This window comes from Mesorhizobium sp. B2-2-3 (genome assembly GCF_006442405.1).
GTDB lineage: Bacteria > Pseudomonadota > Alphaproteobacteria > Rhizobiales > Rhizobiaceae > Mesorhizobium.
This window is the reverse complement of the sequence record NZ_VFWC01000003.1, coordinates 408,634-421,357: the sequence shown is the minus strand read 5'-3', so window position 1 is coordinate 421,357 and position 12,724 is coordinate 408,634. Positions and strand designations below refer to the sequence as shown.

Here is a 12,724-nt window from a genome sequence, read left to right as displayed (position 1 = left end):
TCGGGGTTCGGCCGGTCGCGAAAAAAGGAGAAATGCGATGGACGCAGTCGTCAACGGCGCCGCCTTGGAGCGGGCCGAAACAAGGAGTGCACCGCAGCGGCGTGGAGTCGAGGCTCTACAGATTCTGATGGCGCGCGTCGCGGCGATCTTGGTCTGGGTCGAAGCTGGTATGGAAAGGCGCCGGAGCCGCCGCATGCTGATGGAACTCACGGACTCGCAATTGCAAGACATCGGTCTTTCTCGCGCCGACGTTGCCGGCCGAGACTGGAAAACCGATCCTTTCCGCCCTGTTCCAGCCGATGGCCGCTAAATAACCATGACAGGCATCAAGCACCCGGCGGGACAAACCGGAAAGCCTTACCTTCATCAACAGGAGAAAGAACATGCAGTTCATGGTCTTGACACGTCGGCGGACGGAAAGCTTCAACGACGCGGACTACACGCCCGAGAGACTGGAAGCCGAAGCCGAAGGCGTTCGCCGACTTTTCATGGCGAGCACCGTGCGACAAATCTGGAACCGCGGCGACATGGGCGGCGCTTGTCTTCTCATGGAGGCCGAAACGGAGGAAGAGGTTCGCTCGGTGCTCAATGCCCTTCCGCTGTTCAAAAGCGGCATGCAGGAAACGACCTCCATTGTTCCGCTACGGCCATATAGAGGCTTTGGGCCACGGCAATAGAAGATGTCACAAGGCATGCATGGCATATGGGACCTCGGCCAAGCGATCCCTGGCTCCGCAGAGCTTCATTCCCCGCGCGTGCCTGGGAAAAGAACCGTCAGTCGTTGCTCGGCCGCCGCCCAAGCCCGCAGGTGGTAGCTGCGCAGCGCGAACACGCTTGCAGCGAAGGCGAGCATCCCGGCTGCCACACCGAGAGCCATTCCGGCGCCGGCTGCCGCTGTGGCGGCTATGCCCGTAAAGACACCTGCAATGGCGCTGCTGATCACGCTCACCATTCCGGCCGTGGTCATGAAATACTGCAACGGCGATGGGCTGAGCCCCTTGTCCACGAGCACCGCCGAGCGATCGTCGTGCGTGGAATGAACGAGGTAGCTTTGCATGGCGGGCGCGACTTCAACGTAGTAGTGCCGGATCCGCGCCATTCCACGGGCGTGCACCATGTCCTCGATGGCGACCTGCACGGCGCGGACGAAGGTGACCAGGCCGATGAAGAAAACGCAGGGCAGCAAGATCAGGCTGAACAGCACGAACGGCGTACCCATTTTCGTGACTTGCGCCACGAATGACAGCGCGATCGCCGCGCTTGAGACCGACGTGAGGAACAGATTGGCGCGCTGATTTGCCTCCTGAATGGTGGCCGCGCGGGCGGTCTGCAGCACAAAGTGCTCGGTTGTCATGCATTGCAGGACTACCCGCGCGTCGTTGCCTTCTTCCGCCATCCCATCCGTCCTCCGGTCGGCTCGACCACAGCGCCGCCGAAATCGCTCAGGATCGGCAGGCCGCCTTCAGTCGCGCATATGCGGGCCTGGCGGCCTTCCGTAGCCGCCGATGGAGCCACGCCGGCCCGAGAGGCTGGGTCATTCCACGCGCTCGAACACATCCAGGCTGGTCCCGAAGGCGCGCCATGCCCCAACTCTGACCATCCTGGCAGGCGCCCCTTCCGCCGATGCGGTAAGGGTCTGCCCTGCAACGGTATGCCAAAGCATCTCGAGCTTACTTTCCCGCAGAATACCGGTGTAGCTCACGGCCGCAGGCCCGGCCTTGCCCTGTCCCGCAGCCGTGAAGCCGATTACGTCGCCGCAAGCAGCGCCATGGATCGGAAGTTCCTGACCAAAGAAACTGCTGTCTTCCAACGCCGTCCTGAACGTGCCGCGGATGACGCCTTCCGCATCGTCCTCGATGATGACGGTCGAGCCGTATTGGTTTCGCCAAGTCCCGATCCAATCTGGCATGGTGCACTCCACGAGCGGTTCGGGATCAACGTGCAGGGCCCGCCCGTGTTCCGAGGCTGCCTGCGCCGCTCGGCGTCGAGGCCAACCTCTGGGCAGCCGTCGCCGGGCCGAGTGCGGCGCTGATGCCGCAACAGCGCCAATTCCGGCGCCCGCGTCAGCTGACGTCGATGACGACCATCAGCCCGCCGCCGCCCTTTTGCTCGACATTGTTGTTCGTCGTGTGGTGCGGAATGTGGCAGTGGATGAGCCATTTGCCGGGTCGCCGCGCCGTCCAGACGACATCATAGCGCTGGCCCGGACCGACATTGATGGTGTCGGCGAGGAAGCGGGCCGCCGGGGGAATGGTCTCGCCGTCGCGCGCGACGACCTCGAATGGTCCGCCATGAATGTGCATCGGATGGATGAAGCCGTTGTTGGTGCCGATGAAGCGAACCTTCAGGGTCTCGCCGACCTTCATGCGGATCGTCTCGGTGGAGGGATAGGCCTTGCCGTTGATGGTGAAGAAGTTCGGCATGCCGCCGTCCATCGGCATCGAGGGATAGGTCAGCCCCTCTCGCACCAGCCATTCCTGCAACTCGATGACGTAGTCATGGTCGGCGGCGACCTCATCGGCGGGGTTGGCGGGATCGATGATCAGGGCGCCATAGAGGCCGAGTGCCTGGGTGCGGTCGGGCTTGGCGTGCGGATGGTAGAAATAGGTGCCGTGCTGGGTGGCCGTGAATTCGTAAGAATAGGTCTGCCCCGGCTCGATCGGGGCCTGCGTGATCTCGGCCGGCCCGTCCATCTGGTTGGGCAGGATCAGGCCATGCCAGTGCACGGTCGTTTCCTCAGGCAGATCGTTTGTCACGTTGACCCTGATGCGGTCACCCTGCCGGATGTGGATGCGCGGGCCGGGAATCTGGCCGTTATAGGCATAGGCATCGACCGCGACGTCCGGCAGGATCTGCCAGCGGATCACCGAGGGCCTCAGCTCGAACACCTTCACGCCGTTCTCCATTCGGAACGGCAGATCCTGGTCGCCCTTGGTGGCGAGGTCGTATAAAGCGGTGACGAGGCGCGGATCGGCCGCCGCCATGTCGCGCATGGCGTCGGCCGGGGTGTCGCGGTCCATGATCATGCCCTGCGGCATGATCACCCCGCCGACGTCGCGGGCCGAAAGCCTGAGGTTCAGCCAGTTCGCCGGAGCGGCCATGCCAACACCAAGCGCAATCAGCGACACCACGCCGAGCGCGGCGATCTGCGGCGTGGTCGCGTCCGACCGCGTCTGATGGCCGCCCTTGCTTTTGTGGGAACCCGTGTCGTGGCCATGCTCGCGATGACCATGGCCACCGGCCTGCCGCATTTGCGTCTGCGCATGCTGCCTTCTGGCAGCGGGCTCCTGGTTGTCTTTCCCGGCCTCCGGCGGGCGCTCGGTCATCAGGCCGTGCTTCAACTCGCACGCAACCAGCCAGACATTGGCGGGGTAGGCAAGCGCGAAACCGGCGATGACGCCGAGCGACATCACGCCCCAGAACAGCAGCTCGGCCGGCTCCATGGCGCGCATGTCGCGGCCCATCATCAGGAAGCTCATGACCGGCGCCATGCCGGCCATCATGAAGTTCATCGAAATGAACTCGGGCAGGAAGCTCTTGCGCACGTTTTCCCAATAGCTGCCGCCCATCATCGATTTCATGAACAGCGACTGGAAGATGAAAAGGCCGAACGCGAAGCCGGCGAGATATTCGACGATGAGATCGAGCCACATCGGCAGGCCGAGCGTGGCGGTGACGACCGCGGCAAGGATGATGCCCGTCGCATCGCCGGCGACACAGTGGATGGTCGAGCCGACGCCCTGCTTCCAGAGCGGACTGGTGAAGGCTTCATGCTCGCCCGGGCGCGGCTCCTTGTCGGCGAGCACGTAAAGCAGCAGCCCGAGCGGGCCCATATAGAGCGTCACCAGGATGAAGCCCCATTTCATCACCACCGGCTCAGGATTGTTGCGGTACTGGTCAACGCCGACATAGAGCGTCGAGGCCAGGGCGAGCACGAACCAGGCGACCAGAAAATAGTCGATCGGTTGGATAAGCATGGATTCGGCCTCTTTGCGTCGTCAGATAAAACGGCAGGTTGTGCCCTCCTGCGGATGAACGCGGTCGTGGCGGATACGATCCCGTCTGTTCCTCTCATACGCCGACGGCTCGATCCCGCTTGACCTTCCAGCTACTGGAACCTCTAGGGTCGGAGCGAGGTTTTCCGGCGAGGCCTTTCCATCGGGCGCAAGGAGCAAAAAATGCATCGACGCGGTTTTCTGGCGGCAGGCCTGGCGACGGTTCTGGCGAGCCCGCGCGCACTGGCGCAGACGAAGATGGACGACATGTCGATGCCCGGCATGGATATGGGCGGCCATGCCGGCCACGACATGGCCGCGATGAGGCAAGACGCTGTTACCCTGCCCGACGGCCAGGCGTTGCGCGACCTGCCGCTGCTTGCCAACGAAACTGATCGGCCAGGCCTGTTCAAGGCGAGGCTGGCGGCGGAGCCGGCCGTCGCGAGGTTCGCCGAGAGGCTCGACACGCCGATCCTCGCCTATAACTGTGTGAGCCCGGGCCCGCTGATCGAAGCCTTCGAGGGCGACCGCGTGGAGATCACCTTCGCCAACCGCTGCCATTCCAGGTTCCGGCAAAGGGTGAAATGAGAATGGCTGCGACCGCGCCGGCGCGCCCTTTTTTGCAAGACAATCAACCAGCAGGCCGCCAATTGACGAACAGTGTCGCACCGTTGTCTGTTAGCAGGCGACGCCTCCTGGCGCTCACGGGGGAACCTTTCCCGCGCGTGGGGGTTTGGCCGGACGACGCCCGCTGACGGACAAGGTCACGCCGGAGATTCAGGATCATTTCATCCAGCGAAAGAGCCGGATCAGGAAAGCTGTTCGACGGGCGCACGCATCGGATCGCTTCGGCGCTGGAGCAGCTTGGGATCGACTCGAAGCTGAACGAGACAGACGGCGCCGCCGTCGTTCATGAACTGCCGGTCGAGTTCATGGCCAACGTGGCTGGACTGCGTGCAAACGTTAAAGGGACCTACTCGAATGCGGTGCCTCGTCACAGCTATGGCGCTGACCTTTGCCGCGCTCTGCGCCCCCGCACCCGCGCAAGAACAGCAGCACGCAACCTCTGTTGAAACGCAGCAAACCGGCCTGCCACCCGGCTTTGAGGCGCAATTCCAGCACCGCTATATCGACGCGAACGGTACCCGGCTCCACTATGTCATCGGCGGCGGCGCCACCGGCCCGCTCGTGGTACTGCTGCACGGTTGGCCGCAGACCTGGTATACATGGCGGAATGTGATGCCGTCGCTGGCGAAGGCCGGCTACCGCGTCGTCGCCGTCGACTATCGCGGTGCGGGAGAATCCGACAAGCCACTCGCCGGGTATGACAAAGCGACTATGGCCGCCGATATTCGCGCCCTTGTCCACGGGCTCGGCGCGACCAAGGTCGATCTGGTCGGGCGCGACATCGGCGTGATGGTCGCCTATGCCTACGCCGCGCAGTGGCCGGACGAGGTCGCGAGTTTGGTGATGCTCGACGTGCCGATTCCGGCCACCGCCGCATGGAACGAGGCGAAGCACAAGCCCGATCCGGAGCTTTGGCATTTCGGGCTGTTCCAGCAGCGCGACATCGCCGAAATGTTGGTCGCGGGCCACGAATACCCGTTCATCCGGGATTTCTATCTGAAGCGCGCCTACAGGCACGTCGCCGACGAGGACATAGCGGTCTATGCCAGGGCCTACGCCGCTCCAGGAGGGCTTCGTGCCGGCTTCGAGCTCTATCGCGCCTTTCCCGAAGACGAGCGCCGTTTCGCCGAATTTGAGAAACGCAGACTGCCCATGCCTATCCTGGCGCTTGCCGGCGACAAGAGCAACGGCATGACGGAACTCGCCATGGCGAAGGACCTCGGCATCAACGTGCGCGGCGGTGTCGCACCGGACACCGGGCACTGGCTGCCCGACGAAAACCCGGAGTTCCTCACCAAGGAGCTGGTCGCCTTCTTCAGTCAAATCTATCGCGGAGCGAAATAGTGCGGTGATCATCCGCTTTGGACATTCATCGCCCTGATCGTTCCTGAGACAGTCACTCGTTGCGGCGTCCGCCGCCAGCCGTTAAACAGAGACTGACACACGAGCGTGAGAAGCAGCCGTGAGCGAGCCGACGCAGCGAATGGTCGAGACCAACGGCATCCGCCTCAACGTCGCGGAGCAGGGCGATGGCCCTTTGGTGTTCTTGTGCCACGGCTTTCCCGAATCCTGGTATTCCTGGCGCCATCAATTGAGTGCGCTCGCGGCGGCGGGCTTTCACGCCGTCGCCCCCGACATGCGGGGCTATGGCAAGAGCGATCGGCCGGAGGCGGTCGAACAGTATACGCTCTTCCATCTGGTCGGCGACATGGTGGGCCTTCTCGACGCCCTCGAAGCGCCGACCGCCATCATCGCCGGCCACGACTGGGGCGCCGTCATCGCCTGGCACGCGGCGCTGATGCGCCCGGATCGGTTTCAAGCCGTCATCGGTCTCAGCGTGCCGTTCCGGCCGCGGGCCAAGGTGCGCCCAACCAGCGTGATGCCGCGAACGACGGACTCGCAATTCTACCAGCTCTATTTCCAGCAACCCGGCATTGCAGAAGCCGAGCTGGAGCGGGACCCCCGGACCACGGTGCGGGCCATGCTTTACGCCGCATCGGGGGATGCCTCGGGCACGAGCGGGGGTGGAATCGGCATGGTTCCACATGATGGAGGTTTCCTGCAAGCCGTCGAGGCACCGCCGGGCCTACCGCCCTGGCTCAGCCAAGGCGACCTCGATTTCTACGCCGGCGAGTTCCAGCGCACCGGTTTCGCGGGAGGTCTCAACTGGTACCGCAACATCGACCGGAACTGGGAGCTGATGGCGCCCTTTGCGGGCGCGCGGATCAAGGTTCCCGCGCTCTATATAGCGGGCGACCGCGATCTGGTGGTCGCCTTCCCCGGAATGGACCAGTTACTGGCCAATCTCGGAAATTTCGTCCCGCAACTCCGCGACAAGTTGATGCTGCCCGGCTGCGGGCACTGGACCCAGCAGGAACGCCCGGACGAGGTCAACGCCGCGATGATCCATTTCCTCCGGAGCGTGCGGGAACAGCGCTGATCCGAGGACACGACCGGAGCGGAAATCATGGAGATGAGCGTAAAGAGATTTTTTGAACGCTATCAGCGGTTTTTCAAGGAGTCGCTTGGCGGCGGCATGGATATGGATGAGGCCGCGTCGCTCTACACGTCGGAGTTCATAGCCGCCTCGCCTGCCGGCGTCGTGACCGGAAAGAACGACGATCAACTCAAGCAAGTCATGGCTCAGGGCTATGCTCACTACCGGGCGATCGGAACGAAAGAGATGCGGATACGCGACATCGGCATCTCGCCGATCGACGAGCATCATTGCGTTGCCCATGTTGCGTGGACCGCGACCTATGCCCGCGAGGGCCAAGCGGACGTCGGGATAGATTTCGACGTTCACTACCTTGTCCGGAAACTCGACGGGGAGCCGAAGATATTCGGATGGGTGGCGGGCGATGAGCAGGCGCTGTTAAGGAAGCACGGCATCATCTGAGGTCCGCCGCTCCCATTCCCGGTTGTGCTCAGCCCCCTCCTCGGCTTCTGTGTGGTGGCCATCATTGGCTGTGTTTTCGAAGCGCGTCGACAATGACCTTGAAGGCCGGCGAGTTCTGGCGACTGCTTGGATAGTATAGGTAATAGCCGGCGAATTTCGGCGCCCAATCGTCGAGCACGAGTTGCAGCCGGCCGGCGGCAACATGCGCCGTGACTAGATCCTCGGGCACATAGGCAAGCCCGTAGCCGGCAATGGCGGCGTCGACCATCGGCAGGGTCGAGTTGAACACGAGTTGGCCATCGACGCGCACACGCAGAGCCTGGCCGGCCTTCTGGAATTCCCAGGCATAGAGGCCACCGGCGCTGGTCATGCGCAGGTTGATGCAATTGTGGCCGATCAGGTCTTGCGGCGCCTTCGGCACGCCACGTCCGGCGATGTAGGCCGGCGAGCCTACGGCAACAAGTCGCCAGTCCGGCCCGATGCGCACGGCGATCATGTCCTTCTCCACGCTTTCGCCAAGCCGCACGCCAGCATCGAAACCATCCTCGACAATGTTGCGCAATCCGTTGTCCCGGCTGAATTCGAGCTTGATGTCGGGATAGTCGGCAAGGACAGGCCGCAGTTTCGGCCAGACCAGCTGCTCGAGCGCATGATCGGAGACGGTGATGCGCACGGTCCCCGAGGGTTTGTCGCGATAGGCCGTCAGCGCCGCGATGTCGGTTTCGATATCGACGATGCGCGGTGCCAGGGATTGACGCAACCGCTCCCCCGCCTCGGTCGTCGAGACACTGCGCGTCGTTCGCGCCAGCAGCCGCAGGCCCAGGCGCGTTTCGAGCCGCTTGATGGTGTGGCTGAGGGTCGATTGAGTAATACCGATCTTGGCGGCGGCCTTGGTGAAACTGCGCTCCTCGGCCACCATCAGGAACCACAGAAGATCGTTGAAGTTTTCGCGCATGGCCTTCTGCCCCGCTGAATACGGCCCGACGTTATTTATGGCCTGCATCGATAAGTTCAAGCGACTTTCAGCCGCTAATCATTCCAATAGTCCGGCGCTATCTCCTGTCGCGAACAGGCCGCCGATGCGTTTTCCGGCGGCCGGCTTTTTGTGCGTGGTGACGGCTGATGGAAACGACTTACGACGACAGGCTGGTGAAGCCTCGGGCAGCATGGGGTGCGGTGTTCTCGATGACGCTTTGCGTCGCCGTCCTCATCGCTTCCGAGTTCATGCCGGTCAGCTTGCTGACGCCGATCGCCGACGGGCTCGGCATCACCGAAGGCCGGGCGGGACAGGCGATCTCGGTCTCCGGCATCTTCGCGGTCCTCACCAGCCTGTTCATCGCCGGCCTGACGCGGCATATCGACCGCAAGCTGGTGCTGACGTCGTTCTCGCTGCTGCTCGCCGTGTCCGGCTTGGTGGTGACCTTTGCGCCCAACTATGCCGTGCTGATGATCGGCCGCGTCTTGCTCGGCATTGCCATCGGCGGTTTCTGGTCGATGTCCACCGCGATCGTGATGCGCCTCGTGCCGGAGGACTCCGTGTCCGAGGGCTTGGCGATGATCAACGCCGGCAACGCCATCGCGGCAACCATATCGGCGCCGCTCGGAAGCCTGCTCGGCGATTATGTCGGCTGGCGCGGCGCGTTCTTCCTCGTGGTGCCGCTGGCCCTCTTTGCCCTTGTCTGGCAAAGCTTCAGCCTGCCTGCGCTGCCGCCACGCGGCCGCAAGGCGTCGGGCAATGTCCTCCGGTTGCTGCTGCGCCGTCAGGTCGCGCTCGGCATGACCTCGATCCTGTTGCTCTTCATGGGCCAGTTCGCGCTCTTCACCTATCTCAGGCCTTTCCTGGAAACCGTGACCGGTGTCGGCGTTTCGGCGCTCTCGGCGATCCTGCTCGTGATGGGACTAGCAGGCGTCGCCGGCACCTGGACCATAGGCCGGCTGCTCAAGACGCGGCTCTACAGCATCGTCATCATCATTCCGCTGGCCATGGCGCTGTTGGCGGTCGCATTGATCGTGCTTGGATCGATGCCGGTGGCCGTCACCGCGTTGCTCGTCGGCTGGGGCTTTTTCGGAACCGCGGCGCCGGTCGGCTGGGGCACCTGGCTGAGCCGCGCGCTGCGCGACGATGCCGAAGCCGGCGGCGGCTTGCAGGTCGCCGTCATCCAGTTCGCCATCACGCTCGGGGTGGCGGGCGGCGGCCTGCTACTGGACACGCTCGGCTGGCGAAGCCCCTTCGCACTCGGCGCGGTGCTGCTTGTGGGATCCGCGCTGGCCGCGGCGGCAGCCGCCCATGATCATGGCAAGGACGCGCCATGACACGCAGCCACATGACGCGCCGCACCGCGGTTGCCGCCGCACTGGCAGCCGCGTTCGCGCCCTCCGCCGCGCCAAGCCAAGCCGGCGGAACGGACGGACAGGAGAGACCGTTGATGAGGATTGCTATTGAAGTGGACGCAATGCGCCTGACGGCCTCCCTGTTCGACAATCTGAGCGCGCAGGATTTCGCCGCGATGCTGCCGCTCGACCTGACACTGGAAGACTACGCATCCGTCGAGAAGATCGGCTACCTGCCGCGCAAATTGCGGATCGAGGGCAGCGGCCCGTTCGACAACGAGGCCATCGGCGACATCGCCTACTACGCGCCCTGGGGCAATCTCATCTTCTTTTATGGCCCCTACCGGTATTCGCGCGGCCTGATCCGGCTCGGCCGCGTCGACAGCGGTATCGCGCCGCTGCTGCGCGGCGGACGCTTCAACATACGCATAGAACGCCTGACATAGGCTCAAGGAGAAAACCATGCTCGGAACAGTTCTTTACGGTGCCGGCGACATCCGCTGCGAGGAAGTGGCGGAGCCCGAAATCCTTCATCCCACCGACGCCATCCTCAAGCTCTCGGCCACCTGCATCTGCGGCTCCGACCTGTGGCCCTATCGCGGGCTCCAGCCGCTGAACGAACCGATGCATATGGGCCACGAATATTGCGGCGTGGTGGTGGAAGTGGGCAGCGCGGTGAGAACGGTGAAGCCCGGCCAGTTCGTCGTCGGCTCGTTCTGCACCTCCGACAACACCTGCCCGCATTGCCGCTTCGGCTTCCCCTCGTCCTGCGAGCAGCGCGAGTTCATGAGCCGGGCGCAGGCGCCGATGCTGCGCGTGCCGCTTGCCGACGGCACGCTGGTCGCCACCCCCGGCATGCCCGAGGACGATCTGATCCCGAGCCTGCTGGCGGCATCGGATGTGCTTGGCACCGGCTGGTATGCCGCCGACGCCGCGCGCGTCGAGCCCGGCGCGACGGCGGTCGTCGTGGGTGACGGCGCGGTCGGGCTGATGGGCGTGCTCGCGGCCAAGCAGATGGGCGCGGAGCGCATCATCGCCATGAGCCGTCACAAGACGCGCCAGGATCTCGCGCTCGAATTCGGCGCCACCGATATCATTTCGGAGCGCGGCGATGACGGCGTGGCGCGGATCAAGGATCTGACCCGCGGCGTCGGCGCGGAATCCGTGCTGGAATGCGTCGGCACGCAGGAATCCATGATGCAGGCGATCAACTGTGCCCGCCCCGGCGGCTCGATCGGCTTCGTCGGCGTGCCGCATGGCGTCCAGCTCGACGGCCAGGGCCTCTTCTTCGCCCAGAAGAGCCTGCTCGGCGGCCCCGCGCCCGTGCGCCGTTTTCTTCCGCATCTGATGGATCTGGTGCTGGAGCGCAAGATCAATCCCGGCAAGGTCTTCGACCTGACCCTGCCGCTGGCCGATGTCGCCGAGGGCTACCGCGCCATGGATGAGAGGCGGGCGATCAAGACGCTGCTTCGTCTGTAAGCGCCGCACTGCGTTCAGCCCACAAATGCAGGGGAGCGAACCTTAAGGAGACCAAAATGAAGAAAATCCTGACAGCAACGGCCGCGAGTGTGGCGGGAGGTATGCCCGTGCAAGCGCAGGGCATCGAAATCCGGACAAACGGCAGCACGCCGGCGATGATCGGAGCGGCAGAAAACTTTACCGGGCAAGCGGTCATCACTGCGCTGTTTCCCGCCACCGAGATAACGCGCGCAAGCACAGGGCTGGTGAACTTTGCTCCCGGAGCGCGCACCGTCTGGCACACCCATCCTGCCGGTCAGTTGCTGATCGTCACATCAGGCCAAGGCTGGATTCGCGAAGACGGCAAGGAGGCCCTCGTCATCAATCCAGGCGACGTCGTCTGGATTCCCGCCGGGGTGAAGCACTGGCATGGCGCGACCGCCACCAGCCCGATGGCCCATATCGCGTTGAGCTACATGCATGACGGCAAGAATGTCGACTGGCTGGAGCCTGTCTCCGACGAGCAATACCGCTGACCGTACGCAGGAACGAAAGGCATCATCATGAAACCTTCAACCATTCTCGCACTCGCTTTGTCGATGGGGGCTGCCGACGCTGCGGCGCAGACGGGATCGCAGACCGGCAGCCTGCCTCCAGAGGATGTGCAGGCCGTCTCGCCCGCCCTTGCGCGCTATGCGACGGACAAGCTTGCCAATGACGTTTGGAAGCGCCCCGGCCTGTCGCGGCGCGATCGCAGCATCGTCACCATCGCGGCGGTGGTCACCCGCAACCAGGGCATACTCCTGCCGGAGCAGTTGAGCCTCGCCCTCGACAGTGGCGTGAAGCCGGCCGAGATCTCGGAGATGATCACGCATCTTGCCTTCTATGCCGGGTGGGGCAACGCGATGGCAGCCACGGCGATCGCCAAAGCGGTGTTCGAGGCACGCGGCATCGGGTCGGACCAGCTCCCCAAGGCTGTCGTCGATTTGCTGCCGCTCGACGAAAAGGCGGAGGCCGATCGTGCCGCACGGGTCGAGCAAGGCACGGGACCGGCGTCGCCGGGCCTGGTGCGCGACACGACGGAAGTGCTGTTTCGCGACCTGTGGCTGCGTCCCGATCTCGCGCCGCGCGACCGCAGCCTGGTGACGGTCAGCGCGCTGGTCGCCGCCGGTCAGGTGGAGCAGATTCCCTATCATCTCAACAGGGCCATGGATAATGGACTGACGCGCGCCGAGGCCTCGGAGGTGATCAGTCATCTCGCCTATTACGCGGGATGGCCAAACGCTTTCTCGGCAGCCCCGGTCGCACGCTCCGTATTCGAGAAGCGCTCCGCCGACTGATCATTTTCGACCGTAACGACCCTGCCGTTCGAGCCGCGCGGCCTGACGCGGCCAAGTGGCGATGCGGCGAGCAT

General features: G+C 64.0%; 15 protein-coding genes. 11 read left to right on the top strand and 4 right to left on the bottom strand.

Annotated features, from left to right (window positions below):
- The first annotated feature begins 37 nt into the window (after positions 1-37).
- Both FJ951_RS08005 and FJ951_RS08000 read left to right on the top strand, forming a co-directional pair.
- The gene (locus tag FJ951_RS08005) at positions 38-310 is read left to right on the top strand and encodes a DUF1127 domain-containing protein (protein WP_226880488.1); all 273 of its coding nucleotides are present in this window, start codon (positions 38-40) and stop codon (positions 308-310) included.
- Between the two features lie 73 nt (positions 311-383).
- A complete protein-coding gene (locus FJ951_RS08000) occupies positions 384-677 on the top strand; it encodes a muconolactone Delta-isomerase family protein (RefSeq protein WP_140514283.1) in 294 nt (97 codons plus the stop codon).
- A gap of 65 nt (positions 678-742) precedes the next feature.
- Here FJ951_RS08000 and FJ951_RS07995 read toward each other — a convergent pair whose 3' ends face one another.
- From FJ951_RS07995 to FJ951_RS07985, 3 genes are all read right to left on the bottom strand, one after another.
- Entirely contained in the window at positions 743-1,396 is a 654-nt protein-coding gene (locus tag FJ951_RS07995) for a hypothetical protein (protein ID WP_140514281.1), read from the bottom strand.
- A gap of 138 nt (positions 1,397-1,534) precedes the next feature.
- On the bottom strand, positions 1,535-1,909 hold the full coding sequence (locus FJ951_RS07990; protein WP_140514279.1) for an avidin/streptavidin family protein: 375 nt from the start codon (positions 1,907-1,909) through the stop codon (positions 1,535-1,537).
- 154 nt (positions 1,910-2,063) lie between these two features.
- On the bottom strand, positions 2,064-3,977 hold the full coding sequence (locus FJ951_RS07985; protein ID WP_140514278.1) for a DUF4396 domain-containing protein: 1,914 nt from the start codon (positions 3,975-3,977) through the stop codon (positions 2,064-2,066).
- Positions 3,978-4,178: 201 nt separating this feature from the next.
- Between FJ951_RS07985 and FJ951_RS07980 the strand changes: the two genes are divergently transcribed.
- From FJ951_RS07980 to FJ951_RS07965, 4 genes are all read left to right on the top strand, one after another.
- Positions 4,179-4,583, top strand: coding sequence for a hypothetical protein (locus FJ951_RS07980; protein WP_224680503.1), 405 nt, complete (start codon positions 4,179-4,181; stop codon positions 4,581-4,583).
- Positions 4,584-4,976: 393 nt separating this feature from the next.
- Positions 4,977-5,966 carry an alpha/beta hydrolase gene (locus FJ951_RS07975; RefSeq protein WP_210239740.1) on the top strand — a complete coding sequence of 330 codons (990 nt, stop codon included), beginning with the start codon at positions 4,977-4,979 and terminating at the stop codon, positions 5,964-5,966.
- A gap of 139 nt (positions 5,967-6,105) precedes the next feature.
- Positions 6,106-7,062: an alpha/beta hydrolase gene (locus FJ951_RS07970; RefSeq protein ID WP_281405588.1), complete on the top strand. Its 957-nt coding sequence runs from the start codon at positions 6,106-6,108 to the stop codon at positions 7,060-7,062.
- Positions 7,063-7,089: 27 nt separating this feature from the next.
- Positions 7,090-7,521 (top strand): nuclear transport factor 2 family protein, encoded by a 432-nt coding sequence (locus FJ951_RS07965; RefSeq protein ID WP_140514275.1) that lies wholly within the window; start codon positions 7,090-7,092, stop codon positions 7,519-7,521.
- A gap of 61 nt (positions 7,522-7,582) precedes the next feature.
- Here the strand turns inward: FJ951_RS07965 and FJ951_RS07960 are convergent, their stop codons facing one another.
- Positions 7,583-8,476, bottom strand: coding sequence for a LysR family transcriptional regulator (locus FJ951_RS07960; RefSeq protein WP_140514273.1), 894 nt, complete (start codon positions 8,474-8,476; stop codon positions 7,583-7,585).
- A gap of 167 nt (positions 8,477-8,643) precedes the next feature.
- Here FJ951_RS07960 and FJ951_RS07955 point away from each other — a divergent pair, with 167 nt between their 5' ends.
- From FJ951_RS07955 to FJ951_RS07935, 5 genes are all read left to right on the top strand, one after another.
- The gene (locus FJ951_RS07955) at positions 8,644-9,834 is read left to right on the top strand and encodes an MFS transporter (RefSeq protein WP_140514271.1); all 1,191 of its coding nucleotides are present in this window, start codon (positions 8,644-8,646) and stop codon (positions 9,832-9,834) included.
- Positions 9,835-9,947: 113 nt separating this feature from the next.
- Positions 9,948-10,298, top strand: coding sequence for a cyclophilin-like fold protein (locus tag FJ951_RS07950; RefSeq protein ID WP_224646208.1), 351 nt, complete (start codon positions 9,948-9,950; stop codon positions 10,296-10,298).
- 16 nt (positions 10,299-10,314) lie between these two features.
- Positions 10,315-11,331, top strand: a complete 1,017-nt coding sequence (locus FJ951_RS07945) for a zinc-dependent alcohol dehydrogenase family protein (protein WP_140514270.1) — start codon at positions 10,315-10,317, stop codon at positions 11,329-11,331.
- A 56-nt stretch (positions 11,332-11,387) separates the two neighbouring features.
- The gene (locus tag FJ951_RS07940; RefSeq protein ID WP_140514268.1) at positions 11,388-11,846 is read left to right on the top strand and encodes a cupin domain-containing protein; all 459 of its coding nucleotides are present in this window, start codon (positions 11,388-11,390) and stop codon (positions 11,844-11,846) included.
- Between the two features lie 63 nt (positions 11,847-11,909).
- Positions 11,910-12,650: a carboxymuconolactone decarboxylase family protein gene (locus FJ951_RS07935; protein ID WP_348640072.1), complete on the top strand. Its 741-nt coding sequence runs from the start codon at positions 11,910-11,912 to the stop codon at positions 12,648-12,650.
- The last annotated feature ends 74 nt before the right edge of the window (positions 12,651-12,724 follow it).